At 60.0% G+C, this 21,990-nt stretch carries 20 protein-coding genes; 9 read left to right on the forward strand and 11 right to left on the reverse strand.

Going from position 1 to position 21,990, the window contains the following annotated elements; translation table 11 throughout:
• Positions 1–4 precede the first annotated feature (4 nt).
• The 3 genes from aceE to ampD form a co-directional block, all read right to left on the reverse strand.
• Positions 5–2,665 carry a pyruvate dehydrogenase (acetyl-transferring), homodimeric type gene (gene aceE / locus OKC41_RS05955; RefSeq protein WP_039040509.1) on the reverse strand — a complete coding sequence of 887 codons (2,661 nt, stop codon included), beginning with the start codon at positions 2,663–2,665 and terminating at the stop codon, positions 5–7.
• A gap of 83 nt (positions 2,666–2,748) precedes the next feature.
• On the reverse strand, positions 2,749–3,513 hold the full coding sequence (pdhR, locus tag OKC41_RS05960; protein WP_010675815.1) for a pyruvate dehydrogenase complex transcriptional repressor PdhR: 765 nt from the start codon (positions 3,511–3,513) through the stop codon (positions 2,749–2,751).
• Between the two features lie 276 nt (positions 3,514–3,789).
• Positions 3,790–4,362, reverse strand: coding sequence for a 1,6-anhydro-N-acetylmuramyl-L-alanine amidase AmpD (gene ampD, locus OKC41_RS05965; protein WP_069652261.1), 573 nt, complete (start codon positions 4,360–4,362; stop codon positions 3,790–3,792).
• Positions 4,363–4,490: 128 nt separating this feature from the next.
• Here ampD and OKC41_RS05970 point away from each other — a divergent pair, with 128 nt between their 5' ends.
• The 9 genes from OKC41_RS05970 (at position 4,491) to yacG (ending at position 12,166) form a co-directional block, all read left to right on the forward strand.
• The gene (locus OKC41_RS05970; protein WP_010675818.1) at positions 4,491–4,961 is read left to right on the forward strand and encodes a TIGR02281 family clan AA aspartic protease; all 471 of its coding nucleotides are present in this window, start codon (positions 4,491–4,493) and stop codon (positions 4,959–4,961) included.
• 3 nt (positions 4,962–4,964) lie between these two features.
• A complete protein-coding gene (gene nadC, locus OKC41_RS05975; protein ID WP_042864860.1) occupies positions 4,965–5,828 on the forward strand; it encodes a carboxylating nicotinate-nucleotide diphosphorylase in 864 nt (287 codons plus the stop codon).
• 310 nt (positions 5,829–6,138) lie between these two features.
• Positions 6,139–6,540, forward strand: a complete 402-nt coding sequence (locus OKC41_RS05980; RefSeq protein ID WP_081332023.1) for a prepilin-type N-terminal cleavage/methylation domain-containing protein — start codon at positions 6,139–6,141, stop codon at positions 6,538–6,540.
• Positions 6,531–8,246 carry a PilB family type IVa pilus assembly ATPase TapB gene (tapB, locus tag OKC41_RS05985; protein ID WP_176722689.1) on the forward strand — a complete coding sequence of 572 codons (1,716 nt, stop codon included), beginning with the start codon at positions 6,531–6,533 and terminating at the stop codon, positions 8,244–8,246. The genes OKC41_RS05980 and tapB overlap by 10 nt, the downstream gene beginning before the upstream one ends.
• Before the next feature lie 127 nt (positions 8,247–8,373).
• Positions 8,374–9,615 (forward strand): type II secretion system F family protein, encoded by a 1,242-nt coding sequence (locus tag OKC41_RS05990; protein WP_010675822.1) that lies wholly within the window; start codon positions 8,374–8,376, stop codon positions 9,613–9,615.
• A gap of 77 nt (positions 9,616–9,692) precedes the next feature.
• Positions 9,693–10,568, forward strand: a complete 876-nt coding sequence (locus OKC41_RS05995; protein WP_069652262.1) for an A24 family peptidase — start codon at positions 9,693–9,695, stop codon at positions 10,566–10,568.
• An 18-nt stretch (positions 10,569–10,586) separates the two neighbouring features.
• Positions 10,587–11,201: a dephospho-CoA kinase gene (gene coaE / locus OKC41_RS06000; RefSeq protein ID WP_048208563.1), complete on the forward strand. Its 615-nt coding sequence runs from the start codon at positions 10,587–10,589 to the stop codon at positions 11,199–11,201.
• 37 nt (positions 11,202–11,238) lie between these two features.
• Entirely contained in the window at positions 11,239–11,961 is a 723-nt protein-coding gene (gene zapD, locus OKC41_RS06005) for a cell division protein ZapD (protein WP_010675825.1), read from the forward strand.
• 10 nt (positions 11,962–11,971) lie between these two features.
• Positions 11,972–12,166 (forward strand): DNA gyrase inhibitor YacG, encoded by a 195-nt coding sequence (gene yacG / locus OKC41_RS06010; protein ID WP_039040499.1) that lies wholly within the window; start codon positions 11,972–11,974, stop codon positions 12,164–12,166.
• A gap of 57 nt (positions 12,167–12,223) precedes the next feature.
• On the opposite strand, the gene mutT is transcribed toward yacG, so the two are convergent.
• The 8 genes from mutT to OKC41_RS06050 form a co-directional block, all read right to left on the reverse strand.
• Positions 12,224–12,628 carry an 8-oxo-dGTP diphosphatase MutT gene (gene mutT / locus OKC41_RS06015; RefSeq protein ID WP_174213873.1) on the reverse strand — a complete coding sequence of 135 codons (405 nt, stop codon included), beginning with the start codon at positions 12,626–12,628 and terminating at the stop codon, positions 12,224–12,226.
• 8 nt (positions 12,629–12,636) lie between these two features.
• On the reverse strand, positions 12,637–13,821 hold the full coding sequence (locus tag OKC41_RS06020; protein WP_201894971.1) for a tetratricopeptide repeat protein: 1,185 nt from the start codon (positions 13,819–13,821) through the stop codon (positions 12,637–12,639).
• A 65-nt stretch (positions 13,822–13,886) separates the two neighbouring features.
• Complete coding sequence (gene secA, locus OKC41_RS06025) at positions 13,887–16,607, reverse strand: preprotein translocase subunit SecA (RefSeq protein ID WP_041211791.1); 2,721 nt, start codon at positions 16,605–16,607, stop codon at positions 13,887–13,889.
• A gap of 57 nt (positions 16,608–16,664) precedes the next feature.
• The gene (locus OKC41_RS06030; protein WP_039040495.1) at positions 16,665–17,570 is read right to left on the reverse strand and encodes a M23 family metallopeptidase; all 906 of its coding nucleotides are present in this window, start codon (positions 17,568–17,570) and stop codon (positions 16,665–16,667) included.
• A 140-nt stretch (positions 17,571–17,710) separates the two neighbouring features.
• Positions 17,711–18,634 carry a UDP-3-O-acyl-N-acetylglucosamine deacetylase gene (lpxC, locus tag OKC41_RS06035; protein ID WP_010675831.1) on the reverse strand — a complete coding sequence of 308 codons (924 nt, stop codon included), beginning with the start codon at positions 18,632–18,634 and terminating at the stop codon, positions 17,711–17,713.
• Between the two features lie 102 nt (positions 18,635–18,736).
• The gene (gene ftsZ / locus OKC41_RS06040) at positions 18,737–19,888 is read right to left on the reverse strand and encodes a cell division protein FtsZ (RefSeq protein ID WP_005305686.1); all 1,152 of its coding nucleotides are present in this window, start codon (positions 19,886–19,888) and stop codon (positions 18,737–18,739) included.
• A gap of 39 nt (positions 19,889–19,927) precedes the next feature.
• A complete protein-coding gene (gene ftsA, locus OKC41_RS06045; RefSeq protein WP_010675832.1) occupies positions 19,928–21,187 on the reverse strand; it encodes a cell division protein FtsA in 1,260 nt (419 codons plus the stop codon).
• The gene (locus tag OKC41_RS06050; RefSeq protein WP_029314839.1) at positions 21,168–21,920 is read right to left on the reverse strand and encodes a cell division protein FtsQ/DivIB; all 753 of its coding nucleotides are present in this window, start codon (positions 21,918–21,920) and stop codon (positions 21,168–21,170) included. Before OKC41_RS06050 ends, ftsA begins: the two co-directional genes overlap by 20 nt.
• Positions 21,921–21,990: the final 70 nt, after the last annotated feature.

The raw sequence follows: 21,990 nt of genomic DNA on the forward strand, positions 1-21,990 counted from the left end.
CCTCTTACGCGTACAGCGGGTTGACCTTGTCGGCATCGATGCCGTACTTGGCGATGGCCTCGGCCACAACCTGCTTGTCTACCTCGCCGCGCTTGGCCAGTTCGGTCAGGGCTGCAACCACTACGTAGAACTCGTTCACTTCGAAGTGACGACGCAGGTTGGCACGGCTGTCGGAGCGGCCGTAACCATCGGTACCCAGTACACGGTAGTTCTCGGTCGGAACGAAGGCACGCACCTGATCGGCGAAGGACTTCATGTAGTCGGTCGCGGCGATGGTGGCTTCGGAACCCAGTACCTGAGCGATGTAGGGCACACGCGCTTCGGCGGTCGGGTGCAGCATGTTCCAGCGATCCGCGTCCTGACCGTCACGAGCCAGTTCGTTGAAGGAGGTGACGCTGAACACGTCGGAACCCACGCCGTACTCGCTGGCCAGGATCTGGGCGGCAGTGCGCACGTGACCCAGGATGGAACCACAACCCAGCAGCTGTACCTTGGCCTTGGTGCCGGCCACGGTTTCCAGCTTGTAGATCCCCTTGCGGATGCCTTCCTCGGCACCTTCCGGCATGGCCGGCATGGCATAGTTCTCGTTCAGGGTAGTGATGTAGTAGAACACGTTCTCCGGGTTCTCACCGTACATGCGGCGCAGGCCGTCCTGTACGATCACCGCCACTTCATAGGCGTAGGACGGGTCGTAGGAGATGCAGTTCGGGATGGTGTTGGCCAGGATGTGGCTGTGACCATCTTCGTGCTGCAAGCCCTCTCCGTTAAGAGTGGTACGACCGGAGGTCGCGCCCAGCAGGAAGCCACGGGCTTGCTGGTCACCGGCTGCCCACGCCATGTCGCCGATCCGCTGGAAGCCGAACATGGAGTAGTAGATGTAGAACGGGATCATCGGGCAGTCGTTGGTGCTGTAAGAGGTCGCAGCAGCCAGCCAGGAGGACATGGCGCCCAGCTCGTTGATACCGTCTTGCAGAACCTGACCCTGCTTGTCTTCCTTGTAGTAGGAGACGATGTCGCGGTCTTGCGGGGTGTACTGCTGACCGTGCGGGCTGTAGATACCGATCTGGCGGAACAGGCCTTCCATACCGAAGGTACGGGCTTCGTCAGCCAGGATCGGGACGATGCGCTTGCCGATGGACTTGTCTTTCAGCATCACGTTCAGGGAACGCACGAACGCCATGGTGGTGGAGATTTCGCGCGCCTGTTCACCCAGCAGCGGACCGAAGGCATCCAGCGCCGGGATTTCCAGCTTGGTGGTGCTCTCGCGCAGACGGGTCGGTACATAGCCCTTCAGTGCGGCACGGCGGGCGTGCAGGTACTTGTGCTCTTCGGTACCCTCTTCGATCTTCAGGTACGGCAGGTTTTCCAGCTGCTCGTCGGTGACCGGCAGGTTGAAACGATCGCGCAGGTGACGCACGGAGCCCAGATCCATCTTCTTGACCTGGTGAGCGATGTTCTTGCCTTCGGCCGCTTCGCCCATGCCATAGCCCTTGATGGTCTTGGCCAGGATCACGGTCGGCTTGCCCTTGGTCTGTGCAGCCTTGGAGAAGGCGGCGAACAGTTTGCGGGGGTCGTGACCACCGCGGTTCAGGGCGAAGATCTCCTCGTCGGTCATGTCTTTGACCAGCGCAGCGGTTTCCGGGTAACGGTTGAAGAAGTGCTCGCGCACGTAGGCACCGTCACGGGACTTCATGGTCTGGTAGTCACCGTCCACGGTCTCGTTCATCAGCTGGATCAGCTTGCCGGAAGTGTCTTTCTTCAGCAGCTCATCCCACTTGCGACCCCAGATGACCTTGGTCACGTCCCAGCCAGCGCCGGCGAACAGACCTTCCAGCTCGTTGATGACCTTGCCGTTGCCGACAACCGGACCATCCAGACGCTGCAGGTTGCAGTTGACCACGAACACCAGGTTGTCGAGCTTTTCACGCACGGCAACGGTCAGGGCACCCTTGGCTTCCGGCTCGTCCATCTCGCCGTCACCCAGGAAGGCGTAAACGGTCTGCTCGGAGCAATCCTTGATGCCACGGTCGGTCAGGTACTTCAGGAAACGCGCCTGATAGATGGCGGCGATGGGGCCCAGACCCATGGAAACGGTCGGGAACTGCCAGAATTCCGGCATCAGTTTCGGGTGCGGGTAGGAAGGGATACCCTTGCCATCCACTTCCTGACGGAAGTTGTCCAGCTGCTCTTCGGTCAGGCGACCTTCGGCGAATGCACGGGCGTAGATGCCCGGGGAGATGTGACCCTGGAAGTAGACCAGATCGCCACCGTCCTTCTCGTTGCGGGCACGGAAGAAGTGGTTGTAGCAGACTTCATAGATGGTCGCGGAAGAAGCGAAGGAAGACATGTGACCACCCAGGTCCAGGTCTTTCTTGGAGGCGCGCAGCACGATCATCATGGCGTTCCAGCGGATGATGGCGCGAATGCGGCGTTCCATTTCCAGGTCGCCCGGGTAAGCCGGCTCGTCGCTGGACGGAATGGTGTTGATGTAGTCGCGGTTTGCCTTGGCAGCCACGTCCACACCGCTTGCGCGGGCTTTCTCGGCCAACTGTTCAAGGATGAACTGAGCGCGTTGCGGACCCTCTTCACGCAGCAGGGATTCCAGAGAGGCAAGCCACTCCAGCGTTTCTATCGGGTCCACATCGTTCTTCAGGATATCAGACATGGCTGGTTCCTATGTTGTTGTGATTGCACGGCATTGCACGGCGAAGGGCGCAAGCATTCGACAATTAAGAAAGCCTTGTGGGATTAGTTTTCCTGCTGACGGATCCGACGCATGGATCGCTGGATCCGGCTGTCTTCCCTCTGCATATCCAACAAGGTGTCCTCGATAAAGGCCAGGTGCTCATGACAAGCAGCCCTGGCCCGCTCCGGAGCCCCCGACAGGATAGCCTCGATCAGGCTCGCACGATGGCGACGGATCTTGGCGACCACTCCCGGACGGCGATTCAAAATTTCGTTATTGCGTAAAATGTTCTGCTCGAGCATGGGGCCCATGGCCCGCAACAGGTGCAGCAGCACCACGTTGTGGGAGGCCTCGGCCACGGCCAGATAGAACTGGGTCACGGCGGCCGATTCGACCACCAGCGACCCTTGCTGACCGGCTTCTTCGATGGCGGCTTGCGCCAGGCGAATCCGTTCGAAATCAGCCTCGGTGCCCCGCAGCGCCGCATAGTAGGCACAGATGCCTTCCAGCGCGTGACGAAACTCCAGCAGGTCGTACTGGGCTTCCGGGTGAGTGCTGAGCAGTTCGAACAGGGGGTCGGCGATCCCCTTGCTCAGGGCATTTTGTACGTAAGTGCCACCGCCCTGACGACGATACAAGAGTCCTCTCGCTTCCAGGCGCTGGATGGCTTCGCGCAAGGAAGGGCGCGACACCTGAAACTGGATGGCGAGTTCCCGCTCGGGCGGCAACTTCTGGCCCGGCTGCAGGCTGCCTTCCAGAATCATGCTTTCCAGCTCGGCGACAATGGCGTCGGCCAGCTTGGGCTGAGTTATCTTGATATAGGGCATGAGGCTACTTTGTTAAATTGGTATTACCAATTTTATGGTTGGGGCGAAAATTAGCAGAGGGCTTGAAAAAAGTCCACCCAAAAGATGATCTGAATCAAGAAGCTAGGCTGCCACTTTGGGGGTAAAAACGCGGAATCATGATATAGCTCATAGAAAATGGTCTGACCAATATTTGTGAGCTTGCTCACCGATAACATTTGTTCAACAGCATGAAAAATGGCTTGCCAGACAAGGCAAGCCATTGATTCTAAAAACACAAAATAATTTTTAGATTTTTCACTCAAAGTGAAGATTTTCCCGATAGCGAGGCCATTCGAAACTGTCACCCGGATCCGTCTTGCGGCCCGGCGCGATGTCGCAGTGGCCGACAATACGGTCCGCCGTGATGGCGGGATAACGGTGAACAATCGCCCGGCTGAGGTCCGACAGCACCTCGTATTGCTTGTCGCTGTAGGGAAGCTCGTCGGTCCCTTCCAGTTCGATCCCGATGGAAAAATCGTTGCACGCCTCCCTCCCCTCCCAGCTCGAGACTCCCGCATGCCATGCCCTGGCGCCAAAAGGCACGTACTGAACCAGTTCCCCATCACGGCGGATCAGGCAGTGGGCCGAGACCCTCAGTTGATGAATACCGGCGAAATAGGGGTGAGCACCAGGATCGAGGCGCCCCAGAAACAGATCGTCGATAAAGGGGCCACCAAACTGCCCGGGGGGCAGACTGATGCCGTGTATCACCAACAAGGAGACATCCTCCGGGCTGAGCCTCTCATTGTGATGGGGGGAAGGCACCTTGCGGGCCTGCTCGCACCATCCTTCTCGATCGATGGAAAACAGGGTTGTGGGTTGTGTCATCGTCTGCTCGACTCACAAATGGAAGCGATGTGCCTCTGGCGGGATGGGAAAACTGGGAACAAGTCTCTGAATTCATGGATAACGCTATGTTAGGCTGAGCCATTCACTCGCGCGATATGGGACACACTATGCACCCGATGGCACGCCGTCTCTGGCTGCTCGCCTGGCTCTCGCTGCTGGGTCTGCTGACCCTCTACTTTCATGGTCGTGAACAACCGTCGGTGACCGCTAGCGGCGATCTGCTGCTCAGGGCCGATGCCAGCGGCCATTATCGTCTGGAGGGTGCCATCAACGACCAGCCGGTGCAACTGCTGCTGGACACAGGAGCAACCCGGGTGACCATACCGAGCCAGGTGGCCGCCCGGCTCGGCCTCGTCGCCACGGGCCGCAGCCGGGTCAACACGGCAGCCGGAGAGATCCAGGTCGAAACCAGCCGGATCGAAAGTCTGGCGATGGGTCCGCTGACCCTGTACGATTTGTCCGTCTTTATCAATCCGGCTGCCGACGGGGAGGAGATCCTGGTGGGCATGAATGCTCTGGGCAGGCTGGAATTGCGCCAGAAAGACAGGCAATTGCTTCTCAGACCCTTGCAGGAATAAGGCATGTTACAACAGGACATCCGCCGCGCCGTGCGCGCCGCACTTCTCGAAGACTTGGGCGATGCCCTCACCGCGCTGGATCAACCGGATGCCAGCGCCGACATCACGGCCCAGCTGATCCCGGCCGATCGCATCTCGACCGCGCGAGTCATCACCCGCGAGGCGGGCGTCTTCTGCGGCCAGCCCTGGGTCGACGAGGTGTTTGCCCAGCTCGGTGGCGAAGTGAAGGTCGAGTGGAAAGTGCAAGATGGTGAACGCCTTGCCCCCAATCAGGAGCTGTTCCGCCTCCATGGCCCCGCCCGCGTGCTGCTGACCGGCGAGCGCAATGCGCTGAACTTCGTGCAGACCCTTTCCGGGGTCGCCACCCTGACCGCCCGTTATGTAGCCGAGCTGGAAGGTACTGACTGCCGCCTGCTCGATACCCGCAAGACCCTGCCCGGCCTGCGTAGCGCCCAGAAGTATGCGGTCACCTGCGGCGGCGGCAAAAACCACCGCATCGGTCTGTTTGATGCCTACCTCATCAAGGAGAACCACATTCTCGCCTGCGGCGGCATCGCTGAAGCAATCAGCGAAGCGCGCCGTCTCAATCCGGACAAACCGGTGGAAGTCGAGGTCGAATCCCTGGCCGAGCTGGAGCAGGCCCTGGCCGCACGGGCCGACATCGTGATGCTGGACAACTTCGACATCCCCATGATGCAGGAAGCCGTTCGCCTCAATCAGGGCAGAGCCAAGCTGGAAGTCTCCGGCAACGTCACCCTCGATACCCTTGCCGGATACGCCGCGACCGGGATCGACTTCATCTCGGTGGGAGCGCTGACCAAGCATGTGCGGGCACTGGATCTCTCCATGCGCTTTGTCGAGGCTTGAGCAAGCCCCATCCATTGCTCGTGCCCAAAAATATTACAGGGCTCGAAACTTGCAAAAGGCGCCATCGGCGCCTTTTCTTTATGCAGGATCCCACGACATAAGGAGTGTGAAGATGGGCCCTCCCGCCTCATGACAAGTGCCAATGGAAGCCATTTAATCTTTGATTTTTCTACACATTTCACTAAATGACATAAAAGTGGCTAACAAGCTCCCCGCCTCTGTTGCCAACCCGAAGCGCTCGGATAAGATACCAGCGTGGATAGCATTCCACCGGTGCTTATCAGGAAACATGGAAAAAAGGATATTTCACATGAAAAGACAGTCAGGGTTTACGCTAATCGAATTGATGATCGTCGTTGCGATCGTCGCCATCCTCGCCGCCATCGCCTTGCCGGCGTATCAGAGTTACACGAAAAAGGCTAAAGCTACTGAAATAACAGCAGCCATGGGACAAGTAAAAACAGATCTTGAAATTTGTGTCCAGACTACAGGTGTTGCTTCTGGAAGTACCGCAACCTGTGATGCAACAGGCTCGTCCTCTACCTTTGTTGCAAGCGTCAGTGGATCAGCCGGTACAACAAGTGGCGCAGATGCCACGATAACTGGGGTGGGTGCTTCAGATGTTAGCGATGTGACTTGTACGCTTGAGGGTACAGTTCAAGGTTCAGGCAAAATTACATGGGGTCAGGTTTCCGGCGCGAGCTGTATTTAATGACCTCTAGCCTCAATAGCGGCCTGGCCACCAGCCTGGCCGCTTCTTCCCTCCTCAGTGAGCCGGACTCACAGCGCTATCTGAGCCAGGCCAAGGCGCAGCGCAAGCCCTTTGTCACCTTCCTGATTGAAAACGACATCCTCGACAGCAAAGCCCTCGCCGATTTCTGCGAGCTGGAATATGGGGTACCTCTGCTGGATCTGGCGGCCTTCGATCTCGCCGAGATCCCGCAGAAATACCTCAATCAAAAGCTGATTGAAAAGCACCATGTCCTGCCCATCTACACCCAGGGGCACACCCTCTATATCGCCATGTCCGATCCGACCAATGTGTCGGCTCTGGAGGATTTTGGCTTCAGCTTCGGCCTGCATACGGAAGCCCTGCTGGTCGAAGAGAGCAAGCTGACCGCCGCCATCGGCAAGCTGATGGAGAGCGAGCAGGATACCCTGGGCATGGATCATATCGACGAGGCCGAGATCTCCGAACTCGAGGTCTCCGACGAGAGTTCCCGCCTCGACGAGAGCGTCAACACCGCGGACGATGATGCCCCCATCGTCAAATACATCCACAAGATCATGATGGATGCCATCAAGCGCGGGGCCTCCGACCTGCATTTCGAACCCTACGAGACCAAGTACCGGATCCGCTTTCGGGTAGACGGCATACTGCACGAAGTCGCCACGCCGCCGGTCAACCTGGCCAACCGCTTCGCGGCTCGCCTCAAGGTGATGGCACGGCTCGACATTGCCGAACGGCGCCTGCCCCAGGATGGCCGGATCAAGCTCAAGATCTCACGCAACAGATCCATGGACATGCGTGTCAACACCCTGCCCACCATGTGGGGCGAAAAGATCGTGATCCGGTTGCTGGACTCCTCGGCCGCCCGGCTCAATATCGATCAGCTCGGCTTTGACGACCGGCAGAAGACGCAATACCTTCACGCCCTCTCCAAACCTCAGGGTATGATCCTGGTGACCGGCCCGACGGGGTCAGGCAAGACGGTCTCACTCTATACCGGCCTCAACATCCTCAACACCAGCGAGGTCAATATCTCCACCGCCGAAGATCCGGTTGAGATAAACCTGCCCGGCGTCAACCAGGTGCAGATCAATCCCAAGGCGGGGCTCACCTTCGCCAGCGCCCTGCGCTCTTTCCTGCGCCAGGATCCCGACATCGTCATGGTAGGGGAGATACGGGATCTGGAAACCGCCGAGATCGCCATCAAGGCCGCCCAGACCGGTCACCTGGTGCTCTCCACCCTGCACACCAACTCGGCGGCAGAAACGCTTACCCGGATGATGAACATGGGGGTGCCGGCCTTCAACATCGCCTCTTCGGTCACCCTCATCATGGCCCAGCGCCTTGCCCGCAAACTCTGCGATCACTGCAAGGCGCCGGAAGTGGTGCCGGAAGCCGAGTTGCTGGAGCTGGGCTTCACCCAGCAGCAACTGGCCGCCGGGTTGCGGCTGTTCAAGCCCGTGGGATGCAAGGAGTGCTCGGGAGGCTACAGAGGCCGGGTCGGCATCTATGAGATCATGCTGATGTCCGACAACATCGCCAAACTCATCATGCAGGGGGCGAACTCGCTGCAGATTGCCGCCATAGCCCAAAAAGAAGGGATGCGCACCCTGCGCACATCCGGCCTCGAGAAAGCGCGTCTTGGCGTCACCAGTCTGGCCGAAATCAACAGGATCACCACCAACTGAGTTCGCAGTACCCGAGTCATCTCGCCGGGTGAAGCCGCTGCCATCACCCCGATGACCTTCTTCAAGCCAAGATGAGCCGGACAGGCAGCAGCATCCGGCCAACGTCGCCCAATTGCAGGATGCAGTGATGGCCACATTAGCTCAAAAACGCAACGCACCGAAAAAAGTCTTCTCCTACCGCTGGCACGGCGTCAACCGCAAGGGACAGAAGGTCTCCGGCGAGCTGCAAGCCGACAGCATCACCACCGTCAAGGCCGAGCTGCGCAAGCAGGGCGTCAACGTCACCAGGGTCAGCAAGCAGAGCCAGGGGCTCTTCTCCAAGGGCGGCGCCAAGATCAAGCCGATGGACATCGCCGTCATCTCCCGCCAGATCACTACCATGCTCTCCGCCGGCGTGCCTCTGGTGCAGAGTCTTCAGATCATTGCTCGCGGCCACGAGAAAGCGGCTGTGCGCGAGCTCATCGGCCAGATCGCCGCCGATGTGGAAACAGGTACCCCGCTCTCGGAGGCGTTGCGCCGCCATCCTCGCCACTTCGACGACCTCTATTGCGACCTGGTCGAGGCCGGGGAGCAATCCGGTGCCCTGGAGACCATCTACGACCGTATCGCCATCTACCGCGAGAAGAACGAAGCCCTCAAATCCAAGATCAAGAAGGCCATGTTCTATCCGTCCATGGTCATTCTGGTGGCCATCGTCGTCACCTCCATCCTGCTGCTCTTCGTCATTCCCCAGTTCGAGGATATCTTCAAGAGCTTCGGTGCCGAGCTGCCCGCCTTCACCCGGTTCGTCATCGCCATCTCCCGCTTTATGCAGGAGTGGTGGTACGCCATCTTTGGCGGCGCTGCTCTCGCCGTCTTCCTCTATGTGCGGGCCTGGCGAAAATCCCAGAAGGTCAGGGACAACACGGACAAGTTCATCCTCACCATTCCCGTGGTGGGCAACATACTGCACAAGGCGGCCATGGCCCGTTTTGCACGCACCCTCTCCACCACCTTCTCCGCCGGTATCCCACTGGTAGATGCCCTGGTCTCAGCGGCCGGAGCATCGGGCAACTATGTCTATCGCACTGCGACCATGGCCATTCGCAACGAGGTGGTGGCCGGCATGCAGATCAACGTCGCCATGCGCACCGTGGATCTTTTCCCCGACATGGTGACCCAGATGGTGATGATCGGTGAGGAGTCCGGCGCCATCGACGACATGCTCTCCAAGGTCGCCGCCATTTTCGAACAGGAAGTGGACGACATGGTCGACGGCCTCACCAGCCTGCTCGAACCCATCATCATGGTGGTGCTCGGGGTGCTGGTCGGCGGCATGGTCGTGGCCATGTACCTTCCCATTTTCAAGCTGGGCTCTGTGATACACTGACCCCCTCGACAGAGGGCCGGGCGGTGCATTTCCCCCGGCCATCTGTCATCCCCGTTCCCGACACAAGCGATTGATCTATGGTGCCTTTGATCGAACTGGCCCAGGGCTTGCCCTGGCTCTATCTCTCCTTGATTTTCCTTTTCTCCCTGATGGTGGGCAGCTTCCTGAACGTGGTGATCCATCGCCTGCCCATCATGATGGAGCGGGCCTGGCATGCCGAATACAGCGACTATTTCGGTGACGGTGAAGAGACTCCTCCTGCAACCGGACGATACAACCTCATGGTGCCTCGCTCCCGCTGCCCCCACTGCGACCACCCCATAGGGGCGTTGGAGAACATTCCCCTGCTGAGCTGGCTATGGCTCAGGGGGCGCTGCCGCAACTGCCACGCCCCCATTTCGGCTCGCTATCCCCTGGTTGAGCTGCTCACCGCCCTGCTGTCGGTCCCGGTAGCAGCCGCGCTTGCCCCCGGCTGGGGCACCCTTGCCGCTCTGTTGCTCACCTGGACATTGGTCGCACTGACCTTCATCGACCTGGACAAGATGCTCTTGCCGGATCAGCTCACCCTGCCCCTGCTCTGGGGTGGCCTGCTGTTCAATCTGGCGGGCGGTTTCGTGCCCCTGGCCGATGCGGTGATCGGTACCATGGCGGGCTATCTGGTGCTCTGGAGCCTCTACTGGGCCTTCAAGCTGCTGACCGGCAAGGAAGGGATGGGCTATGGCGACTTCAAACTGCTGGCGGCGCTGGGCGCCTGGCTGGGATGGCAAGCATTGCCCATCGTGCTGCTGCTCTCTTCGCTGGCGGGCGCCATCATCGGCATCGGTCTCATCCTGCTGCGCAACCACCACCAGGGCAAACCCATTCCCTTTGGCCCCTATCTCGCCATCGCGGGCTGGATAACGCTGCTGTGGGGCGATAGCATCACCCGCTGGTATCTTGATGTCGTGCTCTAGCAAAAGGATCTCTGACCCATGTATGTAGTCGCAATCACAGGGGGAATCGGCAGCGGCAAGACCACGGTTGCCAACCGCTTTGCCGAGCTGGGCATCGAGGTGGTGGATGCGGACATCATCGCCCGTGAGGTGGTGGAGCCCGGCACCCCTGCTCTGGCTGCCATCGCCGCCCGTTTTGGCCCGGATGTCGTGACCCCCGATGGCCAGCTCGATCGCCGCCGGCTGCGAGAGCGGATCTTCACCGACTCACAGGCCAAGGAGTGGCTCAATGCCCTGCTCCATCCCCTCATCCGCAGCGAGATGCTGCGCCAGTGTGCGGCAACCCGCTCCCCCTACTGCCTGCTGGTCGTCCCCTTGCTGGTGGAAAACAGGCTCACTTCCCTCGCCGATCGGGTGCTGGTGATCGATGTGGACGAAGCGACACAAATCGAGCGTACCTGCCGCCGCGATGGCGTCAGTCGGGAACAGGCCCAGGCGATACTGGCGTCCCAGGCGAGCCGCAGCGAGCGCCTGGCGATGGCCGACGACGTCCTGGACAACCAGAGTGGCACGAGTGAGACCATCGGGCAGCGAATTTTCGCCCTGCACCAGACATATCTGGCATTTGCCTCTCAACAAGCCCACCAACTGTGAGTACACTAGGCCGGTTTATGGCTGGCCAGGATTAGGCATGATTTACGATTTCCCCCTCAATGAAAAAAGCCGGACCTATCTTCGTCTGGAGTCCCTGTTTTCCCAGATCCGCGACAATCTGGAGAGTGACCAGTCCTGGGCACATATCGCCTTCTTCAAGGGGTTGTTCGATTTGCAGGAGTTGCTGGAGCGTGGTGACCTGCGTGCCGATCTCATCAAGGATCTGGAGCGCCTCGGCCAACGCCTGAGCCACTGGGCCAGTCTGCCTGACGTCGATCTCGAGCAGATCCAGCGGATGCAGCAGGAGAGTACCCAGCTCTCCCGCAACCTGCTGAACTCCCCGCGCCCCGGCGCCCGTCTGAAAGAGGATCGCCTGCTCGGCTCCATTCGTCAGCGCTTCTCCATTCCGGGTGGTCTGTGCGCCTTCGATGTGCCGCAGCTGCACCACTGGCTGGCGACCCCGGCCGTCACCCGCCACCAGCAGATGCAGCAATGGCTGAGTGACATCACCCTGCTGATGAACGCCATCTCCCTGTTGCTGCGCCTGTGGCGCGAGTCGGGCAACTTCAGCGACCAGGTGGCCACCAACGGCTTCTTCCAGGATACCGCCGAAGGGGCTGAACTGATCCGCATCCGTCTGGCGGGCACCCAGCCTTGCTATCCGACCCTGAGCGGCCACAAGAACCGCTTCGCCCTGCGCTTCCTGCCGACGACGGAACAGCAGATAGGCGACGTCTCCTTCCAGCTCGCCTGTTGTTGAGGAGCGCCCCATGGTGACCAAGGTAAAGTGTCCGACCTGTCAGAGCGAGATCGAATGGGGTCCGCAGAGCCCGTTTCGCCCCTTCTGCAGCAAGCGCTGCCAGCTGATCGACCTCGGCGAGTGGGCGGATGAACAGAAGCGTATCCCGGGCGAGATCAACCCGGATCTGCTGCCCGATCCGGAACAGGGCGATCCCTGGCAATAAACACTTCACGATCAAAAAAGGGCCCTCAGGCCCTTTTTCGTTGGTATCGATTCCCTTTCAGGCAAGCGAGGCCTGCAACCGCGCGACGATGGGGCCGTTGGCATCCGGGAAGTGGTATTCGTGCAGCGAGGCCAGTGGTACCCAGCGGCACTCCTGTCCCTCCTTGCCAAAGGGCTCGCCGTGGAAGCGGGTCACCTTCCAGATATCCAGCAAGACCTGCTTGTCGGGGTAGTCGTGGTGCAGCTCCATGAAGGGGGCACAATCCTGCACCCGGATCCCGATCTCTTCCCACAATTCCCTGTCCAGCGCGGTGAGCAGATCCTCCCCCGACTCCACCTTGCCACCGGGAAACTCCCAGCGATCCCCCTGATGGCGATCGGCTGAGCGTTTGGCGATGAAGATATCGCCCCGTTCGTTCTCGATGACGCCCACCGCCACCCAGATCCGTTTCTTCTGTTCCATCATTGTCCTCAGCGTAAACACGGCAAACGGGCGATCCAGGGGGCAAGCCGAATGGCCTGCTGATCCCCCCGGGCCCTGAAGAGATCCTGCCCGACATGCTCATTGCCCGGCGGCGCAACCTGCGGCCAGGGCACCGCACCGGGCGGAGTGAAACAACGATCGTGTACCCGCGCGCTCTGGCGCAGATAGCGCCATAAACAGTCTCGCAAGAACCACTGGTCGATGTTCGGTGTTTCCATGGTACTGGGCTGATAGCTCGCCATCAGCGGCGCAAGGGGAGGCAGCACTCCGGCCACACCGCCCCACATGCCGGCCAGCACCAGATCGGTGTGGCTCCACCAGTCACGCATGATATGGAACCAGCGCCCCGATGCAAGCCAGTCATCGACCGCCAGCCGCTCCCGCAGATTCAGCACGGAGTCCGCATCGCGCACAAGGAAGCGCCCCACTCCGGGATCATTGGCGACCTGGAAGCGCCAGCAGAGGCGCTGACGCTGGGATTGACCATCGGGCTGCACCTTTATCTCGGCGCCATGTTCCTGCAGGCAGGCCAGAAACCCCTGAGGGACACTGCCATCCACATAGAAGCGCACCCGCCAGCCCGGATAGAGGTAAGCTGCGGCCAGCACATTGTCGAGCGCTCCCCGCAAATAGCGGGGCTGTGCTCCCCACAAGGAGAAGGCGATGACTGCCTGCTTGTCCCCCTGCTCCGCGAGCCAGACATCCGGCCCCTCTGCCGGCAGCACCCACCCCGCGACGGGCTGCGAGACGGCCTCATCCTTGAGAGTCAGGGCACGGGTTCCCGCTTGTGCCGCTTCTTCATGGCGTCCTAGCTTGGCAAGGGAAGTGCAAAGCCCGTCATGGACCAGATAATCATCCGGCTCGCGCCGCACCAGTTCGGCCAGGTGCGTCACGGCCCGCTCATGCTGATCGGAGCGCGAGAGGCAGACACAGAGATTGCGCAGCACCTCAGTGTTATCGGGCGCGGACCGGTACGCCAGCGTCAGCACCTGTGCCGCCGAGGCGGGATCGCCGGACAAAAATAGGTAATAGGCAAACTGCAGTTGCAGGGGAACGGATTTGTTCGTCTCTGCGTTCAGCCTGCTCAGCACACAACGGATCGCCTCCTGGCGTCTCTCCTGCAGCCAGTGCCCATGTGCCTCCCCATCCCATCCCGCCGGCAATCTGCTCATCGTCCCCTCCTTGGTCCGAAAATGAATACACCGCCCGGAGGCGGTGTATTCATCATGGCAGGGTGTCAGGTCAGCTGACCGTGACAGTGCTTGTATTTTTTACCCGAACCACAGGGGCAGGGATCGTTGCGCCCGATCTTCTGCTCGTCGCGCACGAAGGTGGTATGGCCCTCGGCCCCACCCGTATCCTCGTCAGCCAGCTGGTTTTCGGCCGTGGCATGGGTGTAGGTACGGGGAGCGGCTTCGGCCTGCTGGCGCTGCTGCTCTTCCATCGCCTCCACATCCCGCTCCTGCACCTGTACCCGGCTCAGGATGCTGACCACGTCGCGCTTGAGGGTCTCCAGCATCTGGGTAAACAGATCGAAGGATTCGCGCTTGTACTCCTGTTTGGGGTTCTTCTGGGCGTAGCCGCGCAGATGGATGCCCTGACGCAGGTGATCCATGGCCGCCAGGTGCTCCTTCCACAGACCATCCAGCGTTTGCAGCATCACCGCCTTCTCGAAGTTGCGCAGCACCTCCTTGCCGACCAGCTCTTCCTTGTGGGCATAGAGCTTGGTGGCTTCATCCAGGATGCGTTCACGCAGCTTCTCTTCATACAGCTTGTCGTCTTCCGCCAGCCACTGCTGCAACGGCAGATCCAGGGCGAAATCGGACTTCAGACGCGCTTCCAGACCCGGCACGTCCCACATCTCTTCCAGGGACTGAGGCGGGATGTACTCGTCGATGATGGCGCCGTAGACGTCGTCACGGATGACGTGAATGGTCTCGGAGATGTCGTTGGTGTCCAGCAGTTCGTTGCGCTGCTCGTAGACCACCTTGCGCTGATCGTTGGCCACGTCGTCAAACTCGAGCAGGTTTTTACGGATGTCGAAGTTGCGACCTTCCACCTTGCGCTGGGCATTCTCGATGGCCTTGGTCACCCAGGGATGCTCGATGGCCTCGCCCTCTTCCATGCCCAGCTTCTTCATCATGCCGGTCACGCGGTCGGAGGCGAAGATCCGCATCAGGGTATCTTCCATGGAGAGGTAGAAGCGGGAGGAACCCGGATCACCCTGACGACCGGAACGGCCGCGCAGCTGGTTGTCGATACGGCGGGATTCGTGACGCTCGGTACCGATGATGTGCAGGCCACCGGCAGCCAGTACTTCGTCATGACGCACCTGCCAGGCCGCTTTCAGCTCGGCAATCTGCTCGCTTGACGGGTTTTCCAGCTGGGCGATCTCCGCCTGCCAGTTGCCGCCCAGCACGATGTCGGTACCACGACCGGCCATGTTGGTGGCGATGGTGACGGCGCCGGTCTGGCCGGCCTGGGCGACGATCTCCGCTTCCATGGCATGGAACTTGGCGTTCAGTACCTTGTGCGGGATATTTTCCTTGGTCAGGATGCCGGAGAGCAGCTCGGAGTTCTCGATGGAGACGGTACCGACCAGCACGGGCTGGCCGCGTTTCACGCACTCGCGGATGTCCTGCACGATGGCCGCGTATTTCTCCTGGGCGGTCAGGTAGACGAGATCGCCCATATCCTTGCGCACCATCGGCTTGTTGGTCGGGATGACCACGGTATCCAGGCCATAGATCTGCTGGAATTCAAAGGCTTCGGTATCCGCAGTACCGGTCATGCCCGCCAGCTTGTCGTACAGACGGAAGTAGTTCTGGAAGGTGATGGAGGCCAGGGTCTGGTTCTCGTTCTGGATCTTGACCCCTTCCTTCGCCTCGACCGCCTGGTGCAGACCGTCTGACCAGCGACGACCCGGCATGGTGCGGCCGGTGTGCTCGTCGACGATGACGATCTCGTCCTTCTGGACGATGTAGTCGACGTTGCGCTCGAACAGGGTGTGCGCGCGCAGGCCGGCATTGACGTGATGCAGCAGGCTGATGTTGGTGGCGGAGAACAGGGAGTCATCCTCGGCCAGCAGTCCCTCTTTCTTGAGCAGCTCTTCCACGAAGATCTGGCCGTTTTCGGTCAGCAGCGCCTGGCGGTTCTTCTCGTCCACCGTGTAGTGGCCGTCGCCGGTGTACTCCTCGGAGTCTTCCTTGTCCTGCTTGACCAGCAGCGGGATCAACTTGTTGATCTGGGTGTACATGGCGGAGCTGTCTTCCGCCGGACCGGAGATGATGAGCGGGGTGCGGGCTTCATCGATGAGCACCGAGTCCACCTCATCCACCAGCGCGTAGTTGAGCGGACGCTGTACGCGCTGCTCCGGCGAGAATGCCATGTTGTCGCGCAGGTAGTCGAAACCGAATTCGTTGTTGGTACCGTAGGTGATGTCGGCAGCGTAGGCATCGCGCTTCTGGGATGCATCCATGCCGGGCACGTTGCAGTCCACCGTCATGCCGAGGAAGGCGAACAGCGGGCGGTTGGCTTCCGCATCACGCTTGGCCAGATAGTCGTTCACCGTCACGACATGCACACCGCGGCCGGTCAGGGCGTTCAGGTAGGCCGGCAGCGTGGCCGTCAGGGTTTTACCTTCACCTGTCTTCATTTCGGCGATGCGGTTGGAGTTCAGCACCATGCCGCCGATCAGCTGGACGTCGAAGTGACGCATGCCGAACACACGGCGGGAGGCTTCACGGACGGTGGCGAACGCTTCCGGCAGCAACTGCTCCAGTGTTTCGCCCTGCTCCAGACGCTGACGGTACTCGGCGGTCTTCGCCTGCAGTTCCTGATCGGACAGTGCCTCGAACTGAGGCTCCATCGCATTGATTTGTTTTACAATTTTGCGCAAAGCCTTGAGCGTTCTGTCGTTCCGGCTGCCGATAATCTTGGTGAGCAGTGTGCTAATCATGGGTACCAACTGTTTTGGTTATATAAGCGTTCCGTCACTGGAACCTGAAGAAAAAACCTAACCCCGTCTGGCATTCAGAAAGCGCGCGGGGTTGACCTGACGACCATCTTTCAACACTTCGTAATGCAAATGAACTCCGGTTGCACGACCGGTTCGCCCCATCAGGGCAATCTTCTGGCCCTCATCGACCAGGGTGCCCACATCCACCAGTAACTTGGAATTGTGGGCATAGCGGGTGACCAGACCATTGCCATGGTCAATCTCCACCATGTTGCCAAACTCCGGATGGCGCCCCGCCCAGCTGACAATCCCCTTGCCTGTCGCCAGGATGGGGGTGCCGGGCCTGCCGCGGAAATCCACCCCTTTGTGCATCTTGGCGCGACCGTTGAACGGATCGACCCGCCCACCGAAACCGGAGGAGATCCAGACACGCTCCTGCTTGACCGGTGAGCCGGGGATGAATCCCGCATCGGTGATATGGTGGTTCATGATGAAGGATTCAAGTACCGACAGCTGTTCTTCGCGGCTGCTGAGCTGACGACTGAGGTGTTCCATGGAATCTTGCAGTTCACCCAGGCTGACTTCTAGGTCTGCATCGTAGGAAGGGCCGCCCATCGGGGGCAGCTCCTTGAAGTTGAACTCCTCGGGATCGAGGTCCGCCTTCTCGGTCAGGCGCTCGCCGAGGGCGTTGAGGCGACCAAGTTGTCCCTGCATGGTGCCCACCTGGGCGGCCAGCATGGCAAGCTGTTCGCGGGCTTCATCGGCCCCTTGCGTGGATTTTTGCTGCTGCGCCAGGGTCAGCGCCACTTCCAGCGCCTCCATTTTCTGCTGCCAGCTCTGCCAGAGCCAGCCGCCCCCCAAGGCCAATACAGTGAAGAGAATACCGCCGACCCAGGCCAGACGTTGTTTGGGTAAGTGCAACCTGCGGCGCTGCTTACCGTGGAGGATCAGGGTAATGCTCATAGAAATCTGTCTTCTCGGTCAGGTGAGGCCAAGGGCCTGCACGGGCAATAAAACCGGGAGATAATCGGTATTAAAGGATGGAATAAACAAATGACAGGACGTCGGTGCGGAGAGATGACCGACGTCCTGTTGCACAGCTATCAGGCCAGAACCAGACCGTTGTCGTAGTAAGCGATGGGCGCTTTGTCGCCCTCACCCTCGAAGGTCACCAGTTCCCAGGCCTCCTGCTGGGCCAGCAGGGCACGCAGCAGCTTGTTGTTCAGGGCATGGCCCGTCTTGTAGGCACGGAATTCACCGATGATACTGCGATTGCACATGTACAGATCGCCGATGGCATCCAGCATCTTGTGCTTCACGAACTCATCTTCGTAGCGCAGACCATCTTCGTTCAGCACCCGGTAGTCATCCAGCACCACGGCGTTTTCCAGGCTGCCGCCCAGTGCCAGGTTCTGGGAACGCAGGTACTCGATATCACGCATGAAGCCGAAGGTACGGGCACGGCTGATCTCTTTCACGAAGGAGCTGCCGGAGAAGTCCAGCACGCAACGCTGGTTGCGGCCTTCAAACACCGGATGCTGGAAATCGATCTCGAGATCCATCTTGAAGCCGTTGCGATAGGGGTGGAATTCCGCCCACTTGTCGCCGTCTTCTACCCGGATGCTCTGCTTGATCCGCACGAACTGCTTGGGCGCGTTCTGTTCACGAATACCCACTTCCTGCAGCAGATAGATGAACGGATGCGCACTGCCGTCCATTACCGGGATCTCGGGGGCATCAACCTCGACATAGAGGTTGTCGATCCCCATCCCGGCCAGAGCGGCAGACAGATGTTCGATGGTCGACACGCGAACACCGGCTTCGTTCACCAGAGCGGTACAAAGCACGGTATCACGCACCTGATCGGCGTTGGCTGGCAGCGCGACCACAGGATTCAGATCGGTACGCAAGTAAACGATCCCTGTGTTAACAGGCGCCGGACGGAACGTCATTGTGACTTTCCGGCCCGAATGCAGGCCCACACCGGTGGCCTGGACACTCGTTTTCAAGGTTCTTTGTCTAATCATGGGCGTATCCGCTTTAACAGCTCAAATTCCTGACCAGATGGTCGTTGCCGGGCCATCTTAGCACAATTCTTAAGCAACAAACAAACCAGAGCCATCAGAGGCTTAGTCTGCCTGCTTGCGCAGGAACGCAGGAATATCGAGATAATCCGGTTCGCGACGAGCTTGCGGCTCGGCGTTCACCACCTTGGCCGGGGCCTCTTCCATCACGCGAGACTGCAGGGCTTCGCTGATCAGGGGCTGACGGGCCGGACGCTCTTGAACCATGTTGTTCTTGACCAGGGTGATGTCGGGCTTGCGCTCGGCACCGATACCGGTCGCCACTACGGTAACGCGCAGTTCGTCGTGCATTTCCGGGTCGATTACGGTACCCACCACCACGGTAGCGTTCTCGGACGCGAAGGCCTTGACCGCGTTACCCACGGTCTCGAACTCTTCGATGGTCATGTCCATGCCAGCAGTGATGTTGACCAGGATGCCGCGGGCACCGGCCAGATCCACGTCTTCCAGCAGCGGGCTGGAGATGGCCTTCTCGGCCGCTTCTTCGGCACGGTCGTCACCGGAGGCGGAGCCGGTACCCATCATGGCTGTACCCATCTCGCGCATCACGGTACGTACGTCCGCGAAGTCGACGTTGATCAGACCCGGACGGGTAATCAGCTCGGCGATGCCCTGCACTGCACCCAGCAGCACGTCGTTGGCCGCCTTGAAGGCGTCCAGCAGGGAGATGCCGCGACCCAGCACCTTCAGCAACTTGTCGTTGGGGATGGTGATCAGGGAGTCGACGTTCTTTGAGAGCTCTTCGATACCGTGAGCGGCGAAGCCCATCCGCTTCTTCCCTTCGAAGGAGAACGGCTTGGTCACGACGGCAACGGTCAGGATACCCATCTCGCGGGCCACTTCGGCCACGATCGGTGCAGCACCTGTACCAGTACCACCACCCATGCCGGCAGCGATGAACACCATGTCGGAACCGGTCAGCAGCTCGCGCAGCGCTTCCCTGTCTTCCATGGCGGCGTCACGACCCACTTCCGGGTTGGCCCCGGCACCCAGACCCTTGGTGATGCCACCGCCGATCTGCAGGGTGGTATTGGCACTGGAGTTGCGCAGTGCCTGGGCGTCGGTGTTCACGGTGATGAACTCGACACCTTCGATGTTTTGACGAACCATGTGCTCGACTGCGTTGCCGCCGCCGCCACCCACACCTATCACCTTGATGACGGCTTCGTCAGTGTGGCTATCCATAAATTCAAACATGTTGTCTCTCCGCTTTATTTGCCTGACTCAGCAAAATCTTTAGAACTCGCCACGCAACCAGTTGCTGACCCGTTTGACCAGCCCACCTACGCTTGCCTTGGCGGCATATTCCTTGTTACTGCCGGTGGATTGGTTGGTGCGGCCGTACTGCAACAACCCGACCGCAGTCGAGTACACCGGTGCCTGTACGTAGTCACTCAATCCCCGGATATTCATGGGTTCGCCCACCCGGACCTGGCTCTGGAAGATCTGCTCTGCGCACTCCACAATGCCTTCGATCTGGGCCGCGCCACCGGTCAAGACCACACCGGCGGCCAGCTGATGCTTGACCCCCTGTGCCTTCAATTCGCTCTGCACCCGCACCAGCTCGTCATTCACCATGGAGAGCAACTCGGTGTAACGGGGTTCAATCACTTCCGCCAGTGTCTGCCGTTGCAGGCTGCGCGCCGGGCGACCGCCGACACTGGGCACTTCGATATTGTCTTCCTTGCTGACCAGGCGGCCGAGGGCGCAGCCGTAGCGCACCTTGATCGCCTCCGCATCCAGCGGCGGCGTGCCGAAGGCATAGGCGATGTCGCTGGTCACCGTGCTGCCCGCATAGGGAATCACCTTGGTGTGACGCAGGGCGCCGCCGGTAAAGAGCGACATGTCCATGGTGCCGCCACCGATGTCCACCACGCAGACACCCAGCTCCTTCTCGTCTTCGGTCAACACGGCGTAGCTGGAGGCCAGGGCGGAGAAGATCAGCTGATCCACCCGCAGACCCACCTTCTCCACACACTTCTCGATGTTGCGCGCCATGTCGTTGTGGCAGGTGATGAGATGCACCTTGGCGGCCATCCGCACGCCGGAGAGGCCGACCGGGTTCTTGATCCCTTCCTGATAGTCGATGGCGAACTCCTGGGGCAGCACGTGCAGCACCCGGAGCTCGTCAGACAACCGCACCGACTTGGCGGTGTGGATGACGTTGTCCACATCCTCCTGGGTCACCTCTTCGTCGGAGATGGGCACCATGCCGGTCTCGTTGCGGCAATCGATGTGCTTGCCGGACAGCCCCAGATAGACGGAACTGATCTGGCAGTCTGCCATCATCTCGGCCTCTTCCACCGCGCGGCGCAGGGACTTGACCACGGAGTCGAGGTCATTGACCCCGCCCTTCTCCATCCCGCGAGAAGCGTGGCTGCCCATGCCGATGACATTGAGTTCGCCATCAGGCAATACTTCGCCAACCAGTACCGCCACCTTGGTCGTGCCGATATCCAGTCCGACAATCAAATTTCTATCTGCGGTGTTGGTCATTCACTTTCTCTTCGCTTTTCTTCCAGCCAACTGCCATCCCGGTGTCGTATCGAAGATCCACGTAAGCAACCCGCTCACGGGGCTCGATGACCGGAAAGGCATCGATAAACCGCTGCAGACGAAGCGCGATATCCGAGCGCCCCACAAACAGCTGAATGTTGCCATCCAGGGTCAGTTCCCAGGCATGGCGGGGGGTCAGATTCACCCCCAGCAACTTGTATCCCTTGGCCGCCAGCAGCGTTTCGTACTGATGGCTGGCTTCCAGCACCTTGGCGGCCTGATCATCGGGCCCGGACAACTGCATCAGGGGCTTCTTCACCCTGTCCGGGGCACTGAATACCTCACCCTTGGTGTTGACGAAGCGGTTGCCGTTCCAGCGAGCCGCCACATCCTGTTCCGTGAGATAGACCTTGATCTTGTTCGGCCACTTCTTTCGTACCGAGACCTGGGCCACCCAGGGCAGAGCGTTCAGACGCGCCTGCAATTCGTTCACATCCAGCTCGAAGAAGTTGCGAAGTTCGGCACCATCCAGCACGGCAGCACGCAACTCATCGGCCTTCAAATATTCGTGTTGCCCCTGCAGCAACAGCTCGCTCATGGGCAACCGACTGGCATCCGTCAGCCAGTCTTTAACATCCAGCGCAGTCTGGTAGAGCCCCCACATGACCAGGATGAAAAATGCCACCCCGGCGATGAAGCCCCCCTTGGTGCGCCCTTGTGCCCTTGCCTCCACCCGATCGATCCCCGTAAAACGCGCCATGCCGGCCACTTGCAGACCGGTTCGCCATTATATAGGCCTCGGC

This window comes from Aeromonas sp. QDB17 (genome assembly GCF_027705305.1).
Classification (GTDB): Bacteria; Pseudomonadota; Gammaproteobacteria; order Enterobacterales; family Aeromonadaceae; genus Aeromonas; species Aeromonas caviae.

Excerpts from the sequence above, each read along its gene's own strand:
- OKC41_RS05995 (WP_069652262.1), top strand. The coding sequence starts at position 9,693 with ATGGTGCCTTTGATCGAACTGGCCCAGGGCTTGCCCTGGCTCTATCTC.
- OKC41_RS05970 (WP_010675818.1), top strand. The coding sequence starts at position 4,491 with ATGCACCCGATGGCACGCCGTCTCTGGCTGCTCGCCTGGCTCTCGCTG.
- coaE (WP_048208563.1), top strand. The coding sequence starts at position 10,587 with ATGTATGTAGTCGCAATCACAGGGGGAATCGGCAGCGGCAAGACCACG.
- ftsZ (WP_005305686.1), bottom strand. The coding sequence starts at position 19,888 with ATGTTTGAATTTATGGATAGCCACACTGACGAAGCCGTCATCAAGGTG.
- secA (WP_041211791.1), bottom strand. The coding sequence starts at position 16,607 with ATGATTAGCACACTGCTCACCAAGATTATCGGCAGCCGGAACGACAGA.
- OKC41_RS05990 (WP_010675822.1), top strand. The coding sequence starts at position 8,374 with ATGGCCACATTAGCTCAAAAACGCAACGCACCGAAAAAAGTCTTCTCC.
- lpxC (WP_010675831.1), bottom strand. The coding sequence starts at position 18,634 with ATGATTAGACAAAGAACCTTGAAAACGAGTGTCCAGGCCACCGGTGTG.
- ftsA (WP_010675832.1), bottom strand. The coding sequence starts at position 21,187 with ATGACCAACACCGCAGATAGAAATTTGATTGTCGGACTGGATATCGGC.
- zapD (WP_010675825.1), top strand. The coding sequence starts at position 11,239 with ATGATTTACGATTTCCCCCTCAATGAAAAAAGCCGGACCTATCTTCGT.
- OKC41_RS06030 (WP_039040495.1), bottom strand. The coding sequence starts at position 17,570 with ATGAGCATTACCCTGATCCTCCACGGTAAGCAGCGCCGCAGGTTGCAC.
- aceE (WP_039040509.1), bottom strand. The coding sequence starts at position 2,665 with ATGTCTGATATCCTGAAGAACGATGTGGACCCGATAGAAACGCTGGAG.
- OKC41_RS06020 (WP_201894971.1), bottom strand. The coding sequence starts at position 13,821 with ATGAGCAGATTGCCGGCGGGATGGGATGGGGAGGCACATGGGCACTGG.
- nadC (WP_042864860.1), top strand. The coding sequence starts at position 4,965 with ATGTTACAACAGGACATCCGCCGCGCCGTGCGCGCCGCACTTCTCGAA.
- ampD (WP_069652261.1), bottom strand. The coding sequence starts at position 4,362 with ATGACACAACCCACAACCCTGTTTTCCATCGATCGAGAAGGATGGTGC.
- pdhR (WP_010675815.1), bottom strand. The coding sequence starts at position 3,513 with ATGCCCTATATCAAGATAACTCAGCCCAAGCTGGCCGACGCCATTGTC.
- mutT (WP_174213873.1), bottom strand. The coding sequence starts at position 12,628 with ATGGAACAGAAGAAACGGATCTGGGTGGCGGTGGGCGTCATCGAGAAC.
- OKC41_RS05980 (WP_081332023.1), top strand. The coding sequence starts at position 6,139 with ATGAAAAGACAGTCAGGGTTTACGCTAATCGAATTGATGATCGTCGTT.
- yacG (WP_039040499.1), top strand. The coding sequence starts at position 11,972 with ATGGTGACCAAGGTAAAGTGTCCGACCTGTCAGAGCGAGATCGAATGG.